This is a genomic window from Wolbachia endosymbiont of Culex quinquefasciatus Pel, assembly GCF_000073005.1.
Classification (GTDB): Bacteria; Pseudomonadota; Alphaproteobacteria; order Rickettsiales; family Anaplasmataceae; genus Wolbachia.
Genome location: NC_010981.1, coordinates 1,432,535 through 1,457,728, shown reverse-complemented (window position 1 = coordinate 1,457,728; position 25,194 = coordinate 1,432,535). Strand labels below are relative to the sequence as shown.

Here is a 25,194-nt window from a genome sequence, read left to right as displayed (position 1 = left end):
GTGTTTTATGACGCATTTTGTTACAGATAAATGCATAAAATGTAAATATACAGACTGTGTGGAAGTATGTCCAGTTGACTGCTTTTATGAAGGTAAAAATATGCTCGTGATTAACCCAGATGAGTGTATTGATTGTGGAGTGTGTATACCTGAATGTCCAGTAGATGCAATTGTAACTGATGATTCCATAAAAGATATTCTAGAGCTAGATGAAGGCTTACTGAATAATGAACAAAAAATCTTTAAATCATTTTACAATATAAACGTAGAATATTCGCAAAAATGGCCAAACATTACAGCTAAAAAGCAATCCCTAGATACAGCAGAAGAGTATAAAGAAAAAAAGGATAAGACAGCTTATTTTGATGAAAATTTAGGGTCATAGAGTACAAAAATAGACTTACATTTTTTTGATTAAATAGACATTGAATTGTAAGCGTCTATTTCATCTGCCATAGACGATAATTGTGCACTCTCAAAACGGAGATTGTTTGCAATATCTATTAATTTCTCACTAATTTGTGAACGAGGTTCAGGCACTGGAAAGAAAACGTCACATCTAGCCTTGCATAGAGGTTTGTCTGTTTCATTGAACGCCTCTTCACAGTTTTTGTGGCAAATATGAGATAGGTTACGTGCCTGAAACGTTAATGAATTCGAGTTTTGTGTAGGTATAACCATAATATACTCCTAAATTAAAAAACTAACGCCACGGTAGCATTTATGTGTTAATAAAATTGTAATATTTATATCAGCATAATTACTTTCCAGATAAGTTTACTTTATTGAAAATTTCAGGAAAATATTGTACAATTACTCATGAACTTTGGTAAAACTTACGGCAAACGCTAATGTATCTTTCAGTAAAAAAACCGGTTCTGTCGCATCTATAAATCCTGGTATGTAACATTTGTAGGAAAGTAGAAAAGAAGTGATATGATCATCTAAAAAAAAGCAAAGATGTTTCGTATTAGTTCAAAATTATTGCCATATTTCAAAGGATTTAGCTTTTCAGCAGAGATAATAATGTTATCTGTATATATGAAATGTAGATTCTCTTTGAGCTATCGAGATTTGGAAGAAATGCTGAGTATAAGGGGAGCAAAATGCTACGTTACAAAGGTGGGTTATCACCACTGATAGATGAAGCGGTAAGGAAAAGGAAGAAGCAGGTTGGCAGTAGCTGGAGAGACCTACGTTAAATTAAACGGCAAATGGGTTTATCTATACAGAGCACTATTGGTAATACTGTAGACTTTCTGTTGTGTGCTCGTAGAGACAAGTCTGCGGCACTTGCGTTCTTTCGTAAAGCCTTTAGAGAGAATAACCTTCCTGAGAAAGTAGTAATTGATAAAAGCGGCAGTAATACTGCTGCTCTTGATGATTTGAATACAGAAATTTCTGAAGATTGTAGAATCATGGTTTTTCAAATAAAATATCTAAATAATATTGTCGAACAAGATCATAGATTTATCAAAAAACGAATAAAGCCAATGCTTGGTTTTAAGAGCTTCCACTCCGCAAAGATTACCATTACCGGCATAGAAAATATTCGTATGATTCAAAAAAGACAAATTATCGGGGCTAATGACCTCAGTTATGGATTAGCCGATAAAGAAAGGCATAGAAATAGAAGGCTTTTTGGACTGCATGGAGTAGGAAATCAGAACAGAAAAAACATGAATTAGGAAATTTGTTGGCGATCTATGTCTTGTATGCTCAATCTCAAATTTGTTTTTCAAGGAATCAAAAACAGTCTCAATAATCGACCTTTTCCTTAATAAAATCTTCTCTTTAAGTGAAATTAGTGCGTTTTTCATACCTTTTTTTACTTTAGTGACTAACTTTAGGCCTCTATCGAAGAGTTTCTCAAAAAGCTCTTTCTTTATATAGCCCTTATCTCCAAACAAAAGTCCGGTCAGTCTTTTAGTGAGAGTTGGTAAAGGTTTTCTGTCATCAACGTTACCTTTGGTTAGGGTAAGTGCTTGAATTTCACCAATTTCGTTAATCACTAAGTGCAACTTGAAGCCAAAAAACCAACCATACGTACTCTTACTAATTTCTGCTAGATGATTAAAAACTTTATTCCTAGAGATCCTTTTTTTGTGGCAAACGGCAATCGTAGAGGTGTCGATGTAGGAAGTGCCGGTCATTTTCGCTTGTTCACAGAACCATTGCAAAAGTAATGCTAAATACCACAAAACTCGCGGCTTTAAGGCAATAAATCTGTGATATGAAGGCAGCTTTGAAAACTCTGATCTATAGAATAACTGAAGATAACAAAGATAAAAAGCCTTGAAGTTTTTACATGGTGATTTATGGTATAACAGGATTATGGTTAGAATTTCTGAGTGCGCTATTTCTGGTACTCTGGTTGGTTTTTTGCCGTTTGATAAGAACCTATTTGCAAAATTATCATCTACCGCACGACAAAAATCCTCGACGCAACAGTACAGTTCTGTAATATCTTTCTTCATGGGTAACCTCTTATTATTACTAAAATACTCGAGTTTACCCTGTTTCCCTCTTCTTAGTTATACTTTTATCTATTTTCTAATCCATAACTGAGGTTGGAAGAGTAATGGCAGTCAAAGGTGTAAATAAAGCACTAGTGCCACTTAGCAGCCCAAGTAGAGTAGATATAACAGTTGGTGGTCAAAAGCTAAAAAGAGGAATAAAGCTCTGGCCAGTAGGAGTATCGATATTAAAGTCAGAGCTTTTTCAATTACTTAATATTTTAAAAGAAGAAGAAGGAAAAGCTCTACCTGGATATTGTCATTTTCCTGAGTATGCACCTGAATATTTTAAGCAGCTAACGGCAGAGCAATTAGTCAGCAAAGTGGTGAAAGGATACACCAAACAAGAGTGGCAAAAGGTAAGAGAAAGAAATGAAGTACTAGATTGCCGAATTTACGCAAGAGCAGCATCAATAGCACTTGGGATTGATCGTTGGCCAGAGAGTAAATGGAATAGTTTAAGTGGAAAAATAGAAAGTAAAAAACCTAAGAAAGTAAGACAGAGTAAGTGGCTGGAAAATGTATAACGAAGAGTATTTAGTTCAAGTCGAAGAAGCGATAAAGAAGCTGCAAAACGGAGAGCGAGTAGTATCAATTGCATATGGTGACCATGTAGTGAGATATGCTGAAGTTCAGATAAATGATTTACTAAACTTAAGACAACGTATTAAAGCTGAGCTAAAGATTGTTGGAATGAAACCGAAGAGAAAGATTGTTTTTTCAACGAGTAAAGGGATCATATAATGATAAAAATCGTTAAAAGGACCCATATGACAAAAATTATAGCAAAAGAATATACAGAATTTTTAGAGCAGCTCAAAGAACAGATTGCTACTAGTCGTTATAAAGCAGCACTAGCAGTAAATAGCAAACTCATTGTGCTTTATCACTATATTGGTACAGAGATCTTAAGGCGCCAAAAAGAACATGGTTGGGGTGCTAAAATCATAGATCAGCTAAGTAAGGATTTGAGAAGCGCATTTCCAGAAATGAAGGGATTTAGTGCTAGGAATCTTACTTATATGCGTCAATTTGCTGCAGAATATCAAGATACTGAATTTACGCAGCAGGTTGCTGCACAATTGCCTTGGTTTCATATTGTAGTTATTTTAGATAAAGTAAAAGATCCAAAAGAAAGACTATTTTATTTTCAAAAAGCTATAGAGCACGGTTGGTCACGTAGTATAATGGTGATGCAAATCGAACGTGAATTGCACAAACGTCAAGGAAAAGCTGTTACTAACTTCAAAGATAAGTTACCTTCTCCCCAGTCAGATTTAGCACATTATACATTAAAAGATCCATATATTTTTGATTTTTTGAGTATAGGAGATGACGCTCATGAAAGAGAAGTAGAAAAAGGTCTTGTAGGCCATGTAGAGAAGTTTTTGCTTGAGCTAGGGGAAGGCTTTGCATTTGTAGGTAGACAATTTCATTTAGATGTTGGTGATGAAGACTTCTTTGTCGATCTATTATTCTACCATCTAAAATTACGTTGTTTTATAGTAATTGAATTGAAAGATAATAAGTTTAAACCAGAATACGCCGGTAAAATGAATTTCTACCTTTCAGCAGTAGATGACTTGCTAAAACACGAGACAGATCAACCATCTGTAGGGTTGATTTTATGTAAATCTAAAAATGATGTACTAGCAAAATACACTCTAAAAGATATGACAAAACCAATAGGACTAGCAGAATATCGAATAACTGAAAGTCTACCAGAGAATATAAAGACAGCTTTACCAACGATAGAGGAATTAGAAGCTGAGTTATCTAAAGTTTCAGATAAAGAGAAGTAATGCTACTCAAATCATTCAAACAACTATTTAGTAAGCCAAAAATCAAAAGCTCAGCCTGGGATGCAGCAGGATCAGGAAGAAGATTTTTTCACTTTCAACCAGAGTTAGGAAGTATAAACAATTTGCTGTCTCAAAACCTTGAAACTTTACGTAGTAGATCACGTGATATGGTGAGAAAAAATCCTTACGCTGCAAATATAATTGATACGATAGTAAGTAACTCTATTGACCTCAGTTATGGATTAGCCGATAAAGAAAGGCATAGAAATAGAAGGCTTTTTGGACTGCATGGAGTAGGAAATCAGAACAGAAAAAGGGAGTGTTAAATAAACTGTGTCAAACCGCATTTTTAGTTCAACTCAATTTTCAATCTGCCAGGAAAGAAAACATCAAGTTGAGAGATAGTTAATGCCCAATCATGTACAGGCATCGTCGACTTTTCCTCTACCTTCTTTATAGCACAATATACCTGCTTATACAAGGCATTTATGCTGGTAAATGAGCCTTTGGTCTTAGTGAATTTCCTAATTTGCCTATGTAGCCCCTCTATGGGATTGGTGGTGTAGATTATCCTCCTAACTGGACCAGAATACTTAAAATAACCAGACAAGTTTTCCCAATTATTCTGCCAAGATTTTATAACCATAGGGTACTTTGTGCCCCATTTTTCATCCAATTCCAACAGATAATTCTCGGCAATTTCCTTGCTTGAAGCTTGATATACCTTCTTTAAATCGCTCAAAAAACTCTTCGCATCTTTACTGGCCACATACTTCAGTGAGTTGCGTATCTGATGCACTATACACATCTGCACTTCCGCATTAGGAAAGACACTGTTTATAGCTGCAGGAAAGCTTTTCAGCCCATCAACGCAGGCAATAAGGATATCTTCTACTCCTCTTTCTTTGAGGTCATTTAGCACTCCCAACCAGAACTTCACTTTCAGCCAAATAAAAACCTAATACTTCTTTTTTGCCATTTTGATCTATGCCTAATATGTTATACATGCATTTACTTACGCAATGCCCGTCCTCTTTGACTTTAAAAAACATGCCATCCATGAAAACTATCGGATATACAGACTGCAGCGGGCGACTACGCCATTCGTTGATTACTGGTAGCAATTTGTCAGTAATACTTGATATCTCTGCCGCCGATATTTTGTGATCATAAATTTCCTCAACATGTGACACTATATCTCTATAGCCCATACCACTGGCAAATGTGCTCAAAATCTTCGTTTCAAGCTCTGGATGTAAGTTTGTTTGCCTTTTTTGACTATTTGTGGTTCGAAACTTCCTTCCCTATCTCTTGGCGTCAAAAGCTCAAATGACCCTGCGCTTGTACGTAAAGTCTTTGCATTCCTCCCATTTCTTCGATTATTCTCTTCGCTTTCGGCCGACAAGTGGTTTTCTATTTCACCTTCCAGGCTTACCTCCAGCAACTTTTTTATAAACGGTGTTAATGCTCCATCTCTTCCTGTCAACGGTCTTCCTTCTCGTATAGACGACAGGATATTTGTTTCTAATTCTTTATAATCTACCAAACCGGTAGTTCTGTTTACTACTTTCTGACTCATTGTCAAACCTCCATTTTTTTATATCAATTTATTACTTTTTTTCGGTTTGACACAGTTTATTTAACACTCCCTGTTTCACACAAAAGATAGCAGATATGGCTGCATTATTAACTCCTTCAATATTTTGCAGTGCTTCTAAATCGGCATTAAAAACTTTATTTAAACTGCCCAAATTTTCTATCAAACTCTTTGCTACTGGCTTTACATCGATTCTACTATATGCTGAATATAAAATGTGTTCTAAAATCTCATAATCAAGCAATGATTGTCCGTTATCTAAAATAATTCTCTCTCTTAGGCGCTTTCTATGACCTTTTTTGTAATCTTTCATTATTCATGAATTGCTTATCTCTTATAATAAGAAATTGAATTTTTAAGTAAAATATTTAATAAAACACATGAAGCATAATTGTAAATTTTTGAAGACAGCAAATGAAAGTAGCCCCTCTCTTGTCATCCCCTGCTCCCTCCTTCTTGTCATTCAAGTAGCCTCATCCCAGTGTCCCTTCTATATATCATCCCAGTGCTCCTTCTATGTCATCCCAGTGCTTGACACTGGTTTCTTACCAACAAAAACCTAGCATAACTTTTGTGCTCAAAAAATTTCCAGTATCAAGTGCTGGCCTGAAGCTTTAGCTGTAAATGTTAAGAAATTTACCAAGCGAAAAAAAAAGGCAAAAAAATCCCCGTGTAACGAGTTTTGACCCTATAATAATGTAAATTGGCGCTGTAATAATGTGCTAACGCTTAAAATAAGCGCGTTTTGGCTGAATGTAGAAAAAATAAAAAAGACATGCAGCCGCTATAATTTTTATGTAATTTGCCAATAAATATCTGAGTTTTTTACTGAATTTTTGTTGTTGAACCCGCGCGGATCGAAAACAAGGATAAATACTCTTATTGTCATAATAAGGGGGCTGGCGCAGTTTGTCAAGGAAGTTTTATGCGAGAGATCTATTGAAATGCTCGTGCAAAATCATACTATTAATTAGTACACTATAAATTTAAAATTATAAATATGTTAAGCAAATTAGTAACTTTGCTATTAATTTTTATATTTCCTTTTTACTCATACTCATATCAGTTTAGAACCAAAGCAAAGCAAGCAATTGTCTTAGATTTAGCTTCAGACTCGTTCATTTTTGAACACAATTCCAGGGAAAAAATGGCCCCATCTTCAATGAGTAAGTTAATGACTTTATATGTAGCTTTTGACTATCTAAAAGCTGGAATAATAAAAATGGAAGATAAATTTCGAGTAAGTAGAAAAGCATGGGAAAGGAAAGGCTCTTCTATGTTTTTGAAAGAAGGTCAATTTGTTACGGTAAAAGAACTACTTGAAGGAATTACAATTGCCTCAGGTAATGATGCATGCATAGCGCTAGCCGAGGGTATCGCAGGATCAGAAGAGAATTTTGTTGCTGAAATGAATGAAGTTGCACAAGATTTAAATCTTAATGATAGTCATTTTGTTAACTCAAGCGGGTGGCCAGATGAAAACCATTTTATGAGCGCAAAAGACTTGGTAACACTGGCAAAAAGGATTTTTACTGATTTTCCTGAATACTATGATCTATTCTCTGAACAATATTTGACATATAACGATATTGTACAAAAAAATAAAAATCTTTTACTTTTCCATGATATTGGAGTTGATGGTCTAAAGACAGGTCATACAAGTGCTGGTGGTTATGGAATTATAGTATCTGCAAAACGGAACGATAGGAGAATTTTTGCTGTTGTGAATGGTTTGGATACCGAGAAAGAGCGAATAGAGGAAGCAAAAAGACTAATACAATATTCCTTAAATCATTTTAATACCAAGAAAATATTTGCTAAGGATAGCGTAGTTGAAGAAATAAATATTGTTTATGGAAAAGATAAAAAGGTGCCCGTTACAGTTGCAAACGATGTTACCATAACTTATAACCGCAGATTACATGATAAAATTAAAGTGCGTATTGAGTATAAAGATATGGTACCCGCACCAATTAAAAAAGGTCAAGAAGTGGGCAAAATTTTTGTAGAAATACCTGGTACTGAGCAACAAACTATACCTGTTTATACAGCAAATGATGTGCAGAAATTGAGCTATATAAAAAAAATTTTTAGAAAGTTGTTTTAATCAGCAAATGTAAGTTAAGGAGACCTGAAATACTAATCTACTTTCAACCTCTCAGCATGTAAACTGCGTGGTAAAGATTCCAACTCTTTTGCAGCAGTGAGTTCTTTATTTTTTGCATGTATACCAAGCTTATTGAATTCTCGGGCAGCAGGAAACACTCTTGCCTCAAGCGAACCAGCAGTTTTATTGTAATGATCAACAGCACTTTTTAAGCTTCTGCGTAAATTATCAAAATTTTCGCCCATTGTGCAGATTCGCTCATATAAAATATGGCCTAGTTCACTTATTTTCTTTGCATTTTCAGCTATCATCTCTTGCTTCCATCCATAGGCTACTGCCCTAAGTAGCGCGATTAAAGTGATTGGTGTTGCAATAATTACTTTTTTTTCTATTCCAATTTCTATCAAAGCTGGTTCACATTCTAGTGCTGCACTGAAAACCCCTTCTCCTGTTAAAAAAAGTACCACAAGCTCTGGCGTATTTTCAAATTGGTTCCAATATTCCTTTCTGCCTAGATCATTTATATGTTTTTTTATTGCCAGAGAATGATTCTTCAATTTTTCCTTTTGTATCTGTAAATCATTTTGCGACATAGCATCCATGTAAGAATCAAGTGGTACTTTAGCATCTATTATTATTTGCTTTCCTGATGGCATTTTTATTATCAAATCAGGACGCAACAAATTGTCCTCATTTTTATCAATTACTGAAGCTTGAGTCAAAAAATCGCAATATTCAATCATTCCCGCCATTTCTACTACTCTTTTTAGCTGCATTTCACCCCATTTTCCCCTAATGTGAGGCTTCCTCAGGGCGTTAGCAAGGCTAGAAGTTTGACTCATTAATGCTCCAATTTGCTCCCTTAAACCTTCATAGGCCCCTACCCTCTCCTTCTCTAGGTCACGTATTTCACTATCGAATTTTTCTAACTTTTCTTTTATTGGAGTGACAACTTCGTTGATCGTTGCTTGCCTTTTTTTGAAATCACTTTCTGTTTCTTTTAGCTTACTATCGATTACTTCCTTCGCTAAATTCAGAAAATTATTGTTGTTTACCTGCAAAGCATCAAGAGAGAGAGCTTTAAAAGTGTTTGTAAGCCTCTCCTCTGCTTTTGTTAGTAATTCTATTTCCTTTTTCTTTTCCTCACGCTCTTTTTGTAGAATTACTTCAAGCTCTGCTTTTTTGACTTTCAACCCAACTATCTCTTCATCCTTATTCAGTAAAGTTCGCTTTGCCTCTTGAAGCTCACGCTCTAATTTAAGTTCAAGATTTGCTTTCTCCTCACTTAGCTTTCTATTCTTTTTTACGACGAAAAAGAGAAATAACAGTAAAAAAAGAAAATTTAACCCGAGAACTATAGAATTGAGAAGCATCAGAATACAGAAAAAACCGCACTCACAATACTATCTAATTTTTCTATATATAAAAAAGAAAAAAGAGAATCAAATGAGGTACTCTTTTGTGAAGGATTTGGTTTACTAATTAATAATCGCCTACACTTGGATTAGTGACATAATGTCTTTTTATTAAAAATCTTATATAATAGTTATTTTTATCATATCAAATAGCACATATATTAACAACTCGATTTTACTCTCATTGCTTACTATTTACCACATTACAACACTTACAAACCGGTTATTTCATTAAAAACTTAGCTTCAGCCCAGCCAAAAGCACATACCCGGAGTTATTACTTTCGATTTCAGGTTCTTTGGTACTAAATTTTACAATATCGAAGTAGTATGAAGTGCCAAGAGCTAATGGATATTCAAGACTGAAAGCCTGTGATGTTAATTCGTTTGTACCTTTGCCTACAATATCCCTGCTACTACTAAAATATGTTAAGCTCACTTTACGAGAATCAGAATGATAAGCAACACCTGCATTTATATAATTCATATTACTTGTTTCAGGACTACGTTTCTCACCAGATTTACCGCCATTACCGTACGAAAAAATGCAATCAAGTTCAAAAAGTTTTAGCTTCAAGCCAAAATTCCAGTGTAGCAATTGATTACGGCATTTATAATTTTCAGAAGTACCATCCGAGCAATCAGTTAAATTTTCTCTTGCAAACTCACCAGTAAAAGCAGTAGTAAAATTTATTTCATCTGATAAGCCATTTTTATAGGAAAGACCAGCGGCTATTAGATTGTTATATTGCAAATTATTTTTTCCTGGAACATAACTGAGTCCAAGTTGAAAGTTATAGATTTCAGGAGAAATATAGTTTATCGTTGGTTGTTTTAACTTCAGCTCTAGTCCATTATAGTCGCTGTAAATATTGGGTTTTACCCAAAATACCTCATCTTTATCATACCCAGGATCATTATCTTTTTTTTCATTACCGCGCAAATTTGAGTAATTTGTCCAATGACCATTTATTCCTCCGGCAGCTGTGTAAATTTTTGAAGTGTTAATTAACATACTCTGACTAACTAAACTTCCTTTACCATATTCAATTGATCCAAATTCCTGGTTCTTTATGATAAAATACCACTTCTCCATTTCTAACTTTTCTATGTCTAGTGCCTTTAAGTTTGCAATACCAGAAACTCCTACCTTAACATTAAACCCCAGTTGTGTATTTGGATAAACTTGCTGCAAATAAAGAAAGCGCAGGTCTGAATAGCTTGAGGTCTTGTCTTTTGTAGAGCTAAAAGAATCTTTATTGAAAGCGTAGCCAAATCTTAAATCTACTTTTCCATCTAGTTCTACATAAAACATCTCCTTATCCAGAATTACCCTAGCGTTAGCACTTCCTCCCACAAGTAATGATAAAAATAGTGTGATTAGTAACCTCATAGGTAAGCTTAAATTCTTAATATAAGCTTAACAGAAATAAAAAACAATCCTTATATTGTGTAGAACTTAGATACTACAAACCAATTAATGACAAAAGCGTTTAAGCATTCTTCACACTATGTTTTTGAATTATATTTCCATAAATAATTGATATGCTTGATAGTTTTCGCTTTAATAACTGCTTGTTAATGGAAGAATGTATACGATTAACTATTTTAGATGTGTTATTTGCATCACAGTTCATCAAAATAAAAAGTACCTTATTCTCATCAATACATCCTAAAAAATCATCACTACGGCAATTTTTATAAAAATGTTCTATGATAATTTTTAGTGTATCATTTTCCTTATTACAACTGCTGTTTAAACCTATTATTCCTATAACTGCATTAATTTGATATTCAAAGGCAAAATTCAATATGACATATAACTCCAAAATCGTTGAATCATTGTCTGGTATATCAAACAAGTTGTGTTTTCTATATTTCTTACCCATCAGATATTTATCCCTAAACATTGCTAGCTTATGAAACAGGCTAATGTCACGTATCAATAGCTCATAATTAATCTTGCTATTAGTAAATTGCGTTGTGCGAAAAACTTTTACCTTTGTTTTTATATCTTCTCCTTTAGCGTCGATTAAAGAAAAGCCTATCACTTTTGGCAATATATCGGGCAAATCGCGCCCATCTTCAGTATACTCCAAATAGCTTTTCATATCTTCAGCTGCTCTTGCACTTAAAATATTGATTAACGGCTTATTAAGTAAATTCCCTTCTTCACATTTTAATAAATTCCTTGCTGCTTGATTGAGTCCCAAGATTAACACGTTTTTTTTCTCATTATCCTGAGAAACAGATATCACAGCATCATCTTTCCTTCTTGCCGTTATAAAATCTTCCATGCTTTCATTCTATAAAATGTATTTACCAGTATAATAAAGTTGTATTAAGATTTATTTACCTATTGATATACTTAATCAAGTATAGGCAAGCATAACATAACCAGCTATTTCTAAGTGATGATAAAGGAAGCAAAATTACAAATGTAATTTTGCTTGTTTTCTTTAATACCTTCATCACAACAACTGATTTTGCTGTATTGGATTAGATGGTTGAATATAACCTAAACTACTGTGACACGATTCTTCGTATGACGGTGGTGATGAACACGATTCCTCGTATGAAGGGGTTCTGTCGCATCTATAAATCCTGGTATGTAACATTTGTAGGAAAGTAGAAAAGAAGTGATATGATCATCTAAAAAAAAGCAAAGATGTTTCGTATTAGTTCAAAATTATTGCCATATTTCAAAGGATTTAGCTTTTCAGCAGAGATAATAATGTTATCTGTATATATGAAATGTAGATTCTCTTTGAGCTATCGAGATTTGGAAGAAATGCTGAGTATAAGGGGAGCAAAATGCTACGTTACAAAGGTGGGTTATCACCACTGATAGATGAAGCGGTAAGGAAAAGGAAGAAGCAGGTTGGCAGTAGCTGGAGAGACCTACGTTAAATTAAACGGCAAATGGGTTTATCTATACAGAGCACTATTGGTAATACTGTAGACTTTCTGTTGTGTGCTCGTAGAGACAAGTCTGCGGCACTTGCGTTCTTTCGTAAAGCCTTTAGAGAGAATAACCTTCCTGAGAAAGTAGTAATTGATAAAAGCGGCAGTAATACTGCTGCTCTTGATGATTTGAATACAGAAATTTCTGAAGATTGTAGAATCATGGTTTTTCAAATAAAATATCTAAATAATATTGTCGAACAAGATCATAGATTTATCAAAAAACGAATAAAGCCAATGCTTGGTTTTAAGAGCTTCCACTCCGCAAAGATTACCATTACCGGCATAGAAAATATTCGTATGATTCAAAAAAGACAAATTATCGGGGCTAATGATAATGTTTCTACTTTTGAGAATTTTGCTATGCTAATTGCTCTATAACTCCCATAATCCCAGTTTAACGATCTTCTTGTACCACAATTTATAGATGCGACAGAACCGTGGCCAACTGGAGAAGTTTTATAGGTTTAAGCAAGCTGTCTGCTAGTAAAAAATAAGATAATTTCTTTAGAAGAATCTTGAATTATTAAACTTCTCTATAATTCTTTTATGGAAAGATTAGTAAATTTAATACTCCCACTAAATTGGATAAATTGATTGCAAAAAAATAAGATTTTCAATAAGTTGTTTGTATAGCTGATCTTTCATAAATAGCGATGCAACAAAGCTCCATATGGAGAACGTATAAAGAAAAAAAGCACCTATGTAGATGCTCTTTTTTAAGGGCTTACTGCAATTATTGTGCATCAACTGATTGACCATTAATAGCTAGTCTTTCTTCTCTTGATTGAAAAAGCAACGAATTTGGTATCACCTTGCAAAACAATTTTTCTATTTCCAAGCTTCTTGCTCTTGACAAAAAGTCAGATAGATCTTGAGAAAACTCTAATTTTGCTCCTTCTGGAATAAACAATGTGTCTAATGAATCATGAAAATCACTATCTAATTCTGCATCATAAAACTTCTCTTGTTCATTATCCTCATTATCAACAACCTCTTGTTGTACTATCTTGTTACTAGCATCAGTATTATGCTCACCTTTTTTCTTATGTGTATTAACTAATAGATCATTACAGTAAGCGTGTTTTGCCTCCAGATTAGTAGTTTCTGAGTTTGGCACGCCACGCGCTTTAAAACTTTCAATAGAATCTATTACAACAAATGTTGACCCTTTCTTGAAGCGCAAGGACTTTTTCATTTTCGCTACCTGACAAAGTTCGCGTTTATCTTTTTGTAGCATATTAATAATTAGAGATACGGAACCATCATCATTATCTCTCTTACTAAAATTAATATAAAAATCACTTTGATTGCAGTGTATTTTCATACGATATTTACCCTCCTTTTTGGGATGCTTATAATCCTCTAGATTTTGTTGAATATCATCTGCAAGACGTAGTTCTAAGTTTCCATTAAAAACGTTAATAGTAGAGGATTCTCTCTTAGATTTCTCAGAGTTTGGTTTTTCTTCATGTGTATTAACTAAAGCTTCTTTATATTCATTTGTTACTGCCGATGATGTTGCTTGATCAATGGTTGTATTGTTAACCATCTGTGGGTTACTAGTAGTATGAGATTGTTTCATCTTTGGAGTTATTAATGACTTATCAGATATTTCAGTTACTTCAAGAAATTTTCCGATCTCATATAATTCCAATTTATTCATCATTTCTAATCGGCTTCTTGGGTCCCCCGAAAGGCCCATATTATTATACTTCTTTACTGAAGTTATGGACACAGACTTCTTTTCATCACCTACACTTTGCTGTGAATTGTAAGAACCGGTAATAATAAACTTTCCACTCTTACACTCTACAAATACACGAAACTCTTCAGGTATATCTTTATTTTTACATTGTGCTTCAAGAAATGTATAATTTTTGTTTGTTATAACAAATAGTAATTCGTTATCGGTAAACTCAAAATAATTCCCTATCTTTGTGCTTTGTTGAACAACATTAGGTTTAAGAGAGTTTTCTGTTAGCTTAACGTTTGTATCTGCTTTAGATTCAGATTCCTTAAGATTTTCTTCAGCTAGATGTTGCGGTATAGTGATCTTAGGTTCCTGATCACTGATTTGAGAATGAACTTTATTTTGACTCTTAGGTGAGTTAACTACAGATTTTTGAGATTTATCTAGACATTCATTATCACTGGGTCTTAATACTCCACACGCAATACTACCAGCAACATCCTTGGTACGCTTGTAGGGAACTAGTGCGTTATTAAGCAGTTCTTGAATATTATTATCTTCAAATGCACTGACCTGTCCATTGAGACGGTATGCAATCCCTGCAACAACTGAACAAAAAACTCCAACTGCTATTCCTACCGCTAACATTTCTAAGTGAACTGCAATAGCTATTCCTAAAGCAACTCCAACTATTACTAATGTAGAAGCAACTACGATAGAAGTATTACGACACTTAATACGAAGCTCATTTAGTTTATCTAATGCAGAAGTACCATCCTTGTATTTTAGCTCTCTTAGTATATCTTTATTTTCGCATTTGTTGAGCAAATTCCAAGCATCATTTAACCTTCGTGCTTGACCATAAAACTTTTTCACAATATATTCAATCAAGAGATCAAACGTAGTTTCACCTTTGTTATTTTTAATATCAAATCTTGCACCTTTACTTGCAAGTAATTCAACAACTTTATAAAGCTCTAAATCACAGCGGCTGTCCATGAAGTGTCTTAAAGCATAATGTAAAACTGTATTTCCACTTTTATCTTGATAATCAATTCTATTTTTATGTAAAAAGCAACTAAAAATCTTTTTATTGCAATCGCGTATAACAATATTCTTTAAAGTAATACTTGAAATCTTTATGTTATTTTCAACTAGGAGATCTAGAGCTTCTTTATGATCACAATCAACAACAATGCGTACTAGTTTATTCAACCACAAAGTATCATTTAGACCCTCCAGTATATCTTTATCTGTATGGTTGCTAAGTAGCCTAACAACTAAATCTAATGCCAAAACTGTACGGTTGCTTATCACTTGAGAAGGATTAAAAGTATCATCCCAATTAAAACACTTATTGACATACTTAACCAAGAGATCAAATGGAGTGTTACCTTCTTTATTTTTAGCATCAAGCCTTACACCTTTACTTAGAAGGAATTTAGCAAAACTTTCGTATTCATGTTCGTATTCATGATTGCCACTAGTAAGCTTGTCTAATACATAATGTAAGGCTGTGTTACCGTTTTCATCACTTAAAGTTGAAATTTGTATGTCATTTTTGGCTAAGAGATTGAAAATTCCTTTGTGACGATACGAAGAAGCAAGTTTTACCAGTTTATTTAATGCAGGAGTACCTTCTAGTTTTTTCAGCTCATAAATTTTACAACAACTAAGCAACGCTGAAACATTATTCAATCTTTCTATTTTTTCTGCTTCAGAAGAGAAAGACTTATTAGCATACTTAACCAAGAGATCAAATGGAGTGTTACCTTCTTTATTTTTAGCATCAAGCCTTGCACCTTTACTCAGAAGTGGTTCAACAAAACTTTGGTACTTCCATTCATTCTCATCAAACAATTCTAATACATGATGTAAAGCTGTATTTCCTTCTTTATCTTTATACTCAACATCCATTGCGTTGACGTATTTATCCAAGAGGAGGTGTAAAATCTTTTCAGAGCCGCATTTTCTAGCATTACTTAAATTATCATTTAGCGATACTTTTGTTCTTTTTTCAAATAAGAGCTCGAAAATTTTCACATGGTCATATGCAATAGCAATTTGTACTAAAGATGTAATGTCATCAGTAGCGATTGTAACTTCTCTTATTATAGAACGACACTTTTCAAATTCACCTAAACTGATCTTTGTGCACAAGTCCAGACAAGTGTAATAATATTTCCATCTTTTATTTAATTCATTGATTTCTTCAATTATGTCTATACCGTTTATTTTCTGTTCAGTCGGCTCAGTAATATATTTCCGAATATACATGCAATATATTTTGCTAAAAACGTTAATTTGGTTGCCTTCTTGAAGCAGTTTAAGTTGATTTTTTCGTAGATCATTTATTTCTTTATTCAGTTTATTTGCTTCTTCACGAAACTCCCTCATTTCTTTTTCCCACATTGACTCCCTTTTACAAGTTTGTTGATTAGGATTCTCTCCTCTATCGTACAGGCTTTTTTTGGTTGGGTCAAATAATGTGTCCTTTGCTGCTGATATTTCCTTGAATTTTGTCAATTTCTCTTCAAGTTGAGCTCGTCGATCTTCTTCCGATGGTAGTAGCTTTCCGTTCTTCTTTTTTTCTTCTAGACTATCTAACTCTTTTCCTTCCTCACACAATTTATCTGGATGAAGCTTCACTGCTAATTTGCGATATGCTTTTTTTATCTCACCATGAGTAGCATCTCTTTTTACTCCTAATATTTCATAATAATCAGGCATTTGTTTCTCCACTATTTTGATACATTTTTTATAACATTAGTAACCTCAGTTATGGATTAGCCGATAAAGAAAGGCATAGAAATAGAAGGCTTTTTGGACTGCATGGAGTAGGAAATCAGAACAGAAAAAACATGAATTAGGAAATTTGTTGGCGATCTATGTCTTGTATGCTCAATCTCAAATTTGTTTTTCAAGGAATCAAAAACAGTCTCAATAATCGACCTTTTCCTTAATAAAATCTTCTCTTTAAGTGAAATTAGTGCGTTTTTCATACCTTTTTTTACTTTAGTGACTAACTTTAGGCCTCTATCGAAGAGTTTCTCAAAAAGCTCTTTCTTTATATAGCCCTTATCTCCAAACAAAAGTCCGGTCAGTCTTTTAGTGAGAGTTGGTAAAGGTTTTCTGTCATCAACGTTACCTTTGGTTAGGGTAAGTGCTTGAATTTCACCAATTTCGTTAATCACTAAGTGCAACTTGAAGCCAAAAAACCAACCATACGTACTCTTACTAATTTCTGCTAGATGATTAAAAACTTTATTCCTAGAGATCCTTTTTTTGTGGCAAACGGCAATCGTAGAGGTGTCGATGTAGGAAGTGCCGGTCATTTTCGCTTGTTCACAGAACCATTGCAAAAGTAATGCTAAATACCACAAAACTCGCGGCTTTAAGGCAATAAATCTGTGATATGAAGGCAGCTTTGAAAACTCTGATCTATAGAATAACTGAAGATAACAAAGATAAAAAGCCTTGAAGTTTTTACATGGTGATTTATGGTATAACAGGATTATGGTTAGAATTTCTGAGTGCGCTATTTCTGGTACTCTGGTTGGTTTTTTGCCGTTTGATAAGAACCTATTTGCAAAATTATCATCTACCGCACGACAAAAATCCTCGACGCAACAGTACAGTTCTGTAATATCTTTCTTCATGGGTAACCTCTTATTATTACTAAAATACTCGAGTTTACCCTGTTTCCCTCTTCTTAGTTATACTTTTATCTATTTTCTAATCCATAACTGAGGTTAGTAATACTATGTCTTTAAAAGAATTGGTACTATATAAGTATTTTAGCAAATATTATAATAATTGTCAATTTATTAATAAATTAGGTGAAAATTTGTAGAAAATACTACAAACAGCAGCGTTACAAGAAATTTGTTTATTTACCTTCTTAAAATTGCAAAAAATACCCACCTATGTGAGAGCAAGCCACATAAATACATGGTTGTAAAAATAGAATCTTCAAATTGCTGCAACAAAGCCAGGTAGGTTAGTTCGTATATAAATGTGGCAAAAGTAGGCTAATGTATCTATTTTTACGGTATAATAAAATTATTATAAAGAAAAGTTCGTATGTATCGTTTGGTAGACCATGAGATTCCAAAATAAACTCTTCTCACAATAGTGGTTTTGGGTTCTGGAAATGGTTATTTTACTTGAGACTTTAATAATATATTTTGCTAAATTAATACAAATTTGTTTAAGAGTACCAAAGAAAAACCAGGGTGAATTTAAAAGTGAAGTAAGTCAATAAAAGATTTTTTCGACACTGTCAGCAAAATTTTTTCTCAAAAAAACTGTTGCATTGTGAAATATTTATGCTACGAGTAATCTATTACTAGTATTAGTATATTAAATATCTTAGGGTGCTAGGTAAGAAATAGCTCTATTTAAAATTGGAGGGTAGTATGTTTGTAGGTAAAGAATCAAATTCAAGTGGATGGAAACAGTGGGGTATAGGTCTTGTAGATAAGACTTTATCTTCAGTTGATCAAGCTATCTCAGGTTGGTTTTGGAATTTAATCAATGATCTACCACGTGATTATTTTGCTAAAACGTTTGATCAAGTTAATTATTTTGATCAGAGTGTCTGGGAAGGTATATTTAGAGCAAGGATAGAAGATATAAAAGAACAATTAGAATCTGGTGTATCAAAAAAAGCATTTGAGGCAGATATCATAAAATTGCAAGGTTTAATCGGGAAACACAGTCTATCTCCCCTTGTTTATGAAGATGGGCTAAAAGAATTAGAAGATTTTGTGTCTGATTCAAGCAATCCTGGTAAGTACTTGCAACTATTAGCTAATGTAAGAAATGAGTTTAGGGAAGAATTAAGAGCTCAACCTTTGCTACTAAAGGAGTGTATCAAAAATGATACTAATCTAGGGCGAAGAGAAGTTGCTTATTATCAGTCTTTATTAGATAGCACAAGTAATAGAGAAATTCCTATCAAACCTTCCGCTTTAGGTAAAAGCATTGTGAGCAAGAATGGAGTTACTAATTCTAAGTTAAGAAATATTAGTAAATTACTTTTTTGCAATCCTGCACAAGCAGTTACGCTATTCCTAGCTGGCCAGGTAGCATTTGCTAATGCTGTCAGTATACAGTTAAATAATTCTTCTGCCGTAGAAAATTCTACTTTGCCTTTTGAAGATAAGCTTTTCAACATATCTAAAGTTAAAGAAGATTTAAGGAGTAATGTCTCTACATACAATGCTCTTGATGAAGCTACTACATTGAAGAATGTGTCAGAGCTAAGATTGGAAGAAGAAAAAGTAGATGATGTAGAAGAAATTTTAGCAAATTCTACATTATTACCATTTAACAACAATATAACAGGCATGGATGAAGTAGCGGAAAAAGTTATGATAAGTCCGAGTAGCGAATTTGCAGATATACCCGAGAGTAAGGTAGAAGAACTAGATGTTAGTAATTTAAATTGTACCTCAACTAATCATATGTCGCTCTTAAATAAAGTCCAAATGGAAAATGCTACACTTGAAGTAGTCGAAGAGCATAAGACTCTTGCACAACCTCAATTTGAGCCAGATTATCCTAGAAATTCTACTTTGCCTTTTGATAACATGTTTATAAGCGTTCGTGAGACGAAAGATAATAGCACAACCTCACTAGATACTTTTGCTGAGGATACTGTCATTAAAAATGACAAACATTTTCTTAGCGCTAATAGTACTTTTGAGGTAGAAGAAAGTGTGATAGTAAATACAGAGAAATCTAGCTATAGCCTTTTCACAAAAGCATTCAATGATGAGATAGAAAAAGTAAAAAACGAGATTAATAAACTAATAATAGCTTTGACTCAGACAGAGTTGGATGAAAGTACTAAAGTGGATGTGCGACGTTCTAAGCGTTCTATCAGTACAAATAGTAGTATTATTGATAACCCTAATCCGTCTGGAAGTTTTACACGTTCTAATCCTAGTAGTAAGGTTGCTAAGCTTGAGAACGAAATGAGAAAGATGAAGGAAGATATAGCGCAGTTGAAACAATCTTCCACCACTAGTAGTGAAGATAAAGTACGTCTTGGTAATTTAGAAACTACTGTAGAAACATTGCAAAAGCTTTTAGATGATCAGAGCAAGGAATTTACACAAAAAGTTGCAAATTTGGAAAGTCTTGTAGAGAGTTTAATTAATGTAGTAAATGGCTTCAGAAAGGAGCTTGATGATATGAAGAAGAAAGCTGCAGAGCAAGAAACGATACAAAAACAAAAAGGATTACCAGCCGAATGTGTTGAGGCAATTAAGAGCCATAACTTTAAAGCTGCTGAAGAAAAGCTCCAAGAGATTAATGATGATAGCAAGATTAATCTTATAATAAAAGAAGCTTATAATTATCAAATAAGTAATTTTGATTTAGTGCTGAAATTTGGAGATAGCGTTAGGAATATAAAAAGAAGCTTTTTAACTTACAAGGCACTTAATTATGAAATGGAAAGTAATGGACACAAAGATCCATTCAAAATGATAAAGTTAATTGAAAGTTTGAGAAAAGAAATTATTAATCAGTTAAATACCTCATCTGAAATAAAAGGAGAAGCTGAGTTTCTTGCAAGTAGCTTAAAGGATAGTGTAAAAGCTGTAGCAAAAGAGAAGTTAAAGGATGGTATGTTATACGATCGTTACGCTTCGGTTAAAGAAATTGCTGATAAAGTTTATAACTTCGATAGTACATTGTTTGGTAATGCCATTAAAGAAGCTGTGAACGATGTATATGGAAGAGTAGATACAGAAAAGATCTTAAGCATGATGCGCAGTCATAGTGGTTATATTGAGCAGCTTATACCAGGTTATGCAGCTGTGTTTGACAAAATGAAAAGTAATGGTGATTTGAGTTTAAATGATAGTACAGTTGGTCCAATGTTAAAGTTGTCCTCTCTTGTTAAAGAAACAATAGAAATGCCTAATTATCGCAATGTGAATTCACAGTATAAATCTGAGCTTGAAGATTTGAAACGCCAGTTACCAGACATAAAAAGCTTAGCAAAAGAGAAATTGAAGGATGGTATGTTGTATGATCGTTACGCTTCAGTTAAAGAAATTGCTGATAAAGTTTATAACTTCGATAGTACATTGTTTGGTAATGCCATTAAAGAAGCTGTGAACGATGTATATGGAAGAGTAGATACAGAAAAGATCTTAAGCATGATACGCAGTCATAGTAAGATTGTGCAAAGTATTCAAGGTTATGCAGCTGTGTTTGACAAAATGAAAAGTAATGGTGATTTGAGTTTAAATGATAATACAGTTGGCCCAATGTTAAAGTTGTCCTCTCTTGTTAAAGAAACAATAGAAATGCCTAATTATCGCAATGTGAATTCACAGTATAAATCTGAGCTTGAAGATTTGAAACGCCAGTTACCAGATATAAAAAGCTTTGCAAAAGATAAGTTAAAGGATGGTATGTTGTATGATCGTTACGCTTCAGTTAAAGAAATTGCTGATAAAGTTTATAACTTCGATAGTACATTGTTTGGTAATGCCATTAAAGAAGCTGTGAACGATGTATATGGAAGAGTAGATACAGAAAAGATCTTAAGCATGATACGCAGTCATAGTGGTTATATTGCACAGATTATTCAAGGTTGTGCAGCTGTATTTGATAATATGCGGAGAAATGGCGATTTGAGTTTAAATGATAATACAGTTGGCCCAATATTAAAATTGGCTTCACTTGTTAAGGAAACAATGGAAATGCCTAATTATCGTAATATAGATCAGCAATTTAAGTCTGATCTTGAAAACTTGAAACGCCAATTACCAGACATAAAAAGCTTAACAAAAGAGAAATTGAAGGATGGTATGTTATACGATCGTTACGCTTCAGTTAAAGAAATTGCTGATAAAGTTTATAACTTCGATAGTACATTGTTTGGTAATGCCATTAAAGAAGCTGTGAACGATGTATATGGAAGAGTAGATACAGAAAAGATCTTAAGCATGATGCGCAGTCATAGTGGTTATATTGAGCAGCTTATACCAGGTTATGCAGCTGTGTTTGACAAAATGAAAAGTAATGGTGATTTGAGTTTAAATGATAGTACAGTTGGTCCAATGTTAAAGTTGTCCTCTCTTGTTAAAGAAACAATAGAAATGCCTAATTATCGCAATGTGAATTCACAGTATAAATCTGAGCTTGAAGATTTGAAACGCCAGTTACCAGACATAAAAAGCTTAGCAAAAGAGAAATTGAAGGATGGTATGTTGTATGATCGTTACGCTTCAGTTAAAGAAATTGCTGATAAAGTTTATAACTTCGATAGTACATTGTTTGGTAATGCCATTAAAGAAGCTGTGAACGATGTATATGGAAGAGTAGATACAGAAAAGATCTTAAGCATGATACGCAGTCATAGTAAGATTGTGCAAAGTATTCAAGGTTATGCAGCTGTGTTTGACAATATGCGGAGAAATGGTGATTTAAATGATAGGGTAATATTTAAGTTAGCTTACTATATTAAAGAAACGATGGAAATGCCAAATTATGCTAATGTTAATTCAGATGAGAAGTCTGACCTTGAAAGGCTAAAAAGTATGCTACCAGAAGCAGCTAGAAATGTGGTATTCTCAAGAGATATGTGTATAAAAAATGCTCTTAATAATCGAAATTTACTTCGTGGTATGTCTCTTGATGCTTACGAGAATAATGATATGTTTCCTGTACGAGCTGCTTCTTATGGCGGCTCTGGTGATAGTAGAGGTGGAGATGGATATAAGTGGAATTTTGAAGGCCAAGAAGAAGGTAACGTTTTTGTTATAAGAAATTTTGCTTGTCCTCTAACAAATTTTGAATGCACTAATGGATATTTGTCTGTTAAAAGTGAAAGGGATCCTACTGATGGCAGGCATGCAATGGTATCTATAGATAATAGTAAAGCTGCTTGGAGTCACAAGTGGCAGATTGAACCTTATGGAGATAATATTAGAATAAAAAATGTTAAGTATAATGAGTATCTATATTCTACCAGTGGTAATTATTGGTCAGATGACGTTTATATCTCTGGTTCTGCTAGTAGAGCAGCTGAATGGCGCGTTGAGAGTTGCAAATCTTCTCGCAGGAAGCGTAATACACAAGAAAATGTTGGGCCTGGTTCTTTTGTTAAAGAAATAGAAGCAACTAACTTATCTGTTCGCGAAGATATAAAGCCATCTTCTAAAATCCATGATCTTACTTTAGAGAACGTAAGTCAGAATATCTCTTCTATTGCAAAGTAAGCCTATTAGTTAGCCCTATTATAAGATAGGGCTTTTCTTTTTTTATTCATGGAGTTTTTATGCCTAATCTTTATCAGCTAAATTTCTCACGACAAGCCTTTTCCTTTGATAAAAATATAGAACTTTACCGCAGTGGGAATAGTAGTAATGCTACCTTGCAGTTTTATGCTTTTTATAACGGCAAGCTATACAAGTATCGCTATGATAATAGGTCTGAATTCTTGCAGAGAGAGTGGAATTCAACACTGGTTACAGATGAAGCATCCAAAAGCCGAGTTCTACACTTTCCAGAGACATTGGAAAGTATGTTAATGCTAAAAACTCCACAAGGTATTAATTTTTATCAATACAAGAACAGAAATTTTGATCTTCTGGCTAAAAGTGATGACTTTGATGAAAATGAGTTTAATGATGTCTATGATTGGAACAAGCCCGGCAATATTATAAAATCTGGTCATTTTTACCATGATCAAAGTTTAATTGGAATCTTAACTAAACATCAAGAATATTGTAAGTCAAAAATATGATATAAAGGAAATAAGAGGGAAAGATAACCCTACTCACTATAGGAATAGGGTTATCACGGGCGTGTGCGACCGGCAGAATATTGGTATTACAACCGTGTCCATCAAGGTACACTAGCCCATCTCTCGATACGTTTGAATAGTTGTGTGGGACATGTATATGCACCCGTTTACAATCTTAAATTAATTAAACTATCGAGGTTATAATGATTACATCTTATCAAAATTTTATTGGCATTGATATCGGGAAATTTAAAAATGTTGTTGCAGTTCACGAACAGAAGAATACTGTAGGATTTGACAATAATACTTCTGGCTGGCAACAATTGTTTCAAAAGTTTTCAGATATCCTACCTAATTCTTTAGTAACTTTAGAAAATACAGGAAAGTATGAGCTTGGTTTATTACATTTTCTTGTTGACAAAAATATTGCCACACATCGAGCTAATACCCGTAAAGTAAAAAGCTTTATCTTGTCTCACGGAACTTTAGCAAAGTCTGATAAATCAGATGCAAGAGCTCTTGCTCAATATGGATTTGAACGCCACAGCACTATCTCTCTATTTGTACCCACTTTTGAAAATCAATCAACCTTGGTTGCACTTTGTCAACGTCGTGATGACATTACGCAAATGAGAGCTCAGGAAAAATGTAGACTGGCAGCACCTGAAAATGACCATATAAAAGAAAGTTGTCAAAAAACTATCGAATTCTTTAATATTCAAATAGATGAACTCAATAATACTATACAAAAAATTATTGATGAAAGCCGTGAGTTACAACAACGTCAAAAAATCCTAAAAACAGTTCCTGGAATAGGTCCAAAGTTATCTCAAGATTTTCTCTGTTTAATGCCAGAGCTTGGTTACTTAAGCAGGAGAGAAGTTGCAAGCCTTGCTGGGGTTGCACCTTATCCAAAAGAAAGTGGTAAAACTATTGGATACCGAAGAATAACAGGTGGTAGAAGCAATGTTCGTGCAAAACTTTTTACATCTGCCATGGCTGCTGCAAAGTCCAAATCTGTACTTGGTGCCTTTTATTCTAAGCTTGTTGAAAGTGGTAAGAAGAAGATGGTAGCTATAACAGCTCTAATGCGTAAAATTATAGTAATTGCTAACGCAAGGCTTAAAGAAGCAATTAATTTGAATATTTAAAATTTACATAGCAGTAATTGAAATGAATATTGTGAATAAGCACGTCCGCACAAACTTAAAGTGCTTATTCACAATAGCTTAAACGGAAATTGTTGCAGCAGCTGTTTGATATAGAATTCTGTTTCTATGACAAACGGGTTTTTATTATCTATATGGTTGGGTAAAGTTGCAAAATTAT

The 25,194-nt window shown here is 33.7% G+C and carries 15 protein-coding genes and 5 pseudogenes; 11 read left to right on the top strand and 9 right to left on the bottom strand.

Annotated features, from left to right (window positions below):
* Positions 1–7 precede the first annotated feature (7 nt).
* A complete protein-coding gene (locus WP_RS06810; protein ID WP_007302780.1) occupies positions 8–385 on the top strand; it encodes a ferredoxin family protein in 378 nt (125 codons plus the stop codon).
* Between the two features lie 29 nt (positions 386–414).
* Here the strand turns inward: WP_RS06810 and WP_RS06805 are convergent, their stop codons facing one another.
* Complete coding sequence (locus WP_RS06805; RefSeq protein WP_007302779.1) at positions 415–681, bottom strand: hypothetical protein; 267 nt, start codon at positions 679–681, stop codon at positions 415–417.
* Between the two features lie 279 nt (positions 682–960).
* Here WP_RS06805 and WP_RS07275 point away from each other — a divergent pair.
* Positions 961–1,688 (top strand): annotated as a pseudogene (locus tag WP_RS07275) (IS6 family transposase).
* Here WP_RS07275 and WP_RS06800 read toward each other — a convergent pair.
* Positions 1,605–2,477 carry an IS982-like element ISWpi16 family transposase gene (locus WP_RS06800; protein WP_007301954.1) on the bottom strand — a complete coding sequence of 291 codons (873 nt, stop codon included), beginning with the start codon at positions 2,475–2,477 and terminating at the stop codon, positions 1,605–1,607. The pseudogene WP_RS07275 and the gene WP_RS06800 sit on opposite strands and share 84 nt — an antisense overlap.
* Before the next feature lie 95 nt (positions 2,478–2,572).
* Here WP_RS06800 and WP_RS06795 point away from each other — a divergent pair.
* The 4 genes and pseudogenes from WP_RS06795 to WP_RS06780 all read left to right on the top strand — a co-directional run.
* Positions 2,573–3,043 (top strand): annotated as a pseudogene (locus WP_RS06795) (terminase gpA endonuclease subunit); the annotation flags it as partial.
* Positions 3,036–3,260, top strand: coding sequence for a gpW family head-tail joining protein (locus WP_RS06790; RefSeq protein ID WP_007302777.1), 225 nt, complete (start codon positions 3,036–3,038; stop codon positions 3,258–3,260). The pseudogene WP_RS06795 and the gene WP_RS06790, both read left to right, overlap by 8 nt.
* Before the next feature lie 26 nt (positions 3,261–3,286).
* Positions 3,287–4,318, top strand: a complete 1,032-nt coding sequence (locus WP_RS06785; protein WP_007302776.1) for a PDDEXK nuclease domain-containing protein — start codon at positions 3,287–3,289, stop codon at positions 4,316–4,318.
* Positions 4,318–4,545 (top strand): annotated as a pseudogene (locus WP_RS06780) (phage portal protein); the annotation flags it as partial. The gene WP_RS06785 and the pseudogene WP_RS06780, both read left to right, overlap by 1 nt.
* Before the next feature lie 122 nt (positions 4,546–4,667).
* Here WP_RS06780 and WP_RS07270 read toward each other — a convergent pair.
* Positions 4,668–5,897, bottom strand: a pseudogene (locus WP_RS07270) (IS256-like element ISWpi15 family transposase).
* A gap of 31 nt (positions 5,898–5,928) precedes the next feature.
* A complete protein-coding gene (locus tag WP_RS06770; RefSeq protein WP_231834411.1) occupies positions 5,929–6,228 on the bottom strand; it encodes a UPF0758 domain-containing protein in 300 nt (99 codons plus the stop codon).
* 687 nt (positions 6,229–6,915) lie between these two features.
* Between WP_RS06770 and WP_RS06765 the strand changes: the two genes are divergently transcribed.
* Entirely contained in the window at positions 6,916–8,022 is a 1,107-nt protein-coding gene (locus WP_RS06765) for a D-alanyl-D-alanine carboxypeptidase family protein (protein WP_012482049.1), read from the top strand.
* 32 nt (positions 8,023–8,054) lie between these two features.
* On the opposite strand, the gene WP_RS06760 is transcribed toward WP_RS06765, so the two are convergent.
* From WP_RS06760 to WP_RS06750, 3 genes are all read right to left on the bottom strand, one after another.
* Positions 8,055–9,395, bottom strand: a complete 1,341-nt coding sequence (locus WP_RS06760; RefSeq protein ID WP_007302846.1) for a DNA recombination protein RmuC — start codon at positions 9,393–9,395, stop codon at positions 8,055–8,057.
* Positions 9,396–9,668: 273 nt separating this feature from the next.
* Positions 9,669–10,829 carry a porin gene (locus tag WP_RS06755; RefSeq protein WP_007302847.1) on the bottom strand — a complete coding sequence of 387 codons (1,161 nt, stop codon included), beginning with the start codon at positions 10,827–10,829 and terminating at the stop codon, positions 9,669–9,671.
* A 100-nt stretch (positions 10,830–10,929) separates the two neighbouring features.
* The gene (locus WP_RS06750; RefSeq protein WP_007302848.1) at positions 10,930–11,733 is read right to left on the bottom strand and encodes a hypothetical protein; all 804 of its coding nucleotides are present in this window, start codon (positions 11,731–11,733) and stop codon (positions 10,930–10,932) included.
* A gap of 371 nt (positions 11,734–12,104) precedes the next feature.
* Here WP_RS06750 and WP_RS07265 point away from each other — a divergent pair.
* A pseudogene (locus WP_RS07265) lies at positions 12,105–12,781 on the top strand (IS6 family transposase).
* Between the two features lie 355 nt (positions 12,782–13,136).
* Here the strand turns inward: WP_RS07265 and WP_RS06740 are convergent.
* Both WP_RS06740 and WP_RS06735 read right to left on the bottom strand, forming a co-directional pair.
* Complete coding sequence (locus WP_RS06740; protein ID WP_007302849.1) at positions 13,137–16,823, bottom strand: TomO hydrophobic C-terminal domain-containing protein; 3,687 nt, start codon at positions 16,821–16,823, stop codon at positions 13,137–13,139.
* 56 nt (positions 16,824–16,879) lie between these two features.
* Positions 16,880–17,752: an IS982-like element ISWpi16 family transposase gene (locus WP_RS06735; RefSeq protein WP_007301954.1), complete on the bottom strand. Its 873-nt coding sequence runs from the start codon at positions 17,750–17,752 to the stop codon at positions 16,880–16,882.
* A gap of 759 nt (positions 17,753–18,511) precedes the next feature.
* Here WP_RS06735 and WP_RS06730 point away from each other — a divergent pair.
* The 3 genes from WP_RS06730 to WP_RS06720 all read left to right on the top strand — a co-directional run bounded on the left by WP_RS06730 (position 18,512) and on the right by WP_RS06720 (position 25,016).
* Entirely contained in the window at positions 18,512–23,338 is a 4,827-nt protein-coding gene (locus WP_RS06730; protein WP_012482048.1) for a hypothetical protein, read from the top strand.
* A 59-nt stretch (positions 23,339–23,397) separates the two neighbouring features.
* A complete protein-coding gene (locus WP_RS06725) occupies positions 23,398–23,865 on the top strand; it encodes a hypothetical protein (RefSeq protein WP_007302851.1) in 468 nt (155 codons plus the stop codon).
* Between the two features lie 203 nt (positions 23,866–24,068).
* On the top strand, positions 24,069–25,016 hold the full coding sequence (locus WP_RS06720; protein WP_007302573.1) for an IS110-like element ISWpi12 family transposase: 948 nt from the start codon (positions 24,069–24,071) through the stop codon (positions 25,014–25,016).
* The last annotated feature ends 178 nt before the right edge of the window (positions 25,017–25,194 follow it).

Coding starts and splice junctions, on each gene's coding strand:
- WP_RS06810 (WP_007302780.1), top strand. CDS start 8: ATGACGCATTTTGTTACAGATAAATGCATAAAATGTAAATATACAGAC.
- WP_RS06805 (WP_007302779.1), bottom strand. CDS start 681: ATGGTTATACCTACACAAAACTCGAATTCATTAACGTTTCAGGCACGT.
- WP_RS06800 (WP_007301954.1), bottom strand. CDS start 2,477: ATGAAGAAAGATATTACAGAACTGTACTGTTGCGTCGAGGATTTTTGT.
- WP_RS06790 (WP_007302777.1), top strand. CDS start 3,036: ATGTATAACGAAGAGTATTTAGTTCAAGTCGAAGAAGCGATAAAGAAG.
- WP_RS06785 (WP_007302776.1), top strand. CDS start 3,287: ATGACAAAAATTATAGCAAAAGAATATACAGAATTTTTAGAGCAGCTC.
- WP_RS06770 (WP_231834411.1), bottom strand. CDS start 6,228: ATGAAAGATTACAAAAAAGGTCATAGAAAGCGCCTAAGAGAGAGAATT.
- WP_RS06765 (WP_012482049.1), top strand. CDS start 6,916: ATGTTAAGCAAATTAGTAACTTTGCTATTAATTTTTATATTTCCTTTT.
- WP_RS06760 (WP_007302846.1), bottom strand. CDS start 9,395: ATGCTTCTCAATTCTATAGTTCTCGGGTTAAATTTTCTTTTTTTACTG.
- WP_RS06755 (WP_007302847.1), bottom strand. CDS start 10,829: ATGAGGTTACTAATCACACTATTTTTATCATTACTTGTGGGAGGAAGT.
- WP_RS06750 (WP_007302848.1), bottom strand. CDS start 11,733: ATGGAAGATTTTATAACGGCAAGAAGGAAAGATGATGCTGTGATATCT.
- WP_RS06740 (WP_007302849.1), bottom strand. CDS start 16,823: ATGCCTGATTATTATGAAATATTAGGAGTAAAAAGAGATGCTACTCAT.
- WP_RS06735 (WP_007301954.1), bottom strand. CDS start 17,752: ATGAAGAAAGATATTACAGAACTGTACTGTTGCGTCGAGGATTTTTGT.
- WP_RS06730 (WP_012482048.1), top strand. CDS start 18,512: ATGTTTGTAGGTAAAGAATCAAATTCAAGTGGATGGAAACAGTGGGGT.
- WP_RS06725 (WP_007302851.1), top strand. CDS start 23,398: ATGCCTAATCTTTATCAGCTAAATTTCTCACGACAAGCCTTTTCCTTT.
- WP_RS06720 (WP_007302573.1), top strand. CDS start 24,069: ATGATTACATCTTATCAAAATTTTATTGGCATTGATATCGGGAAATTT.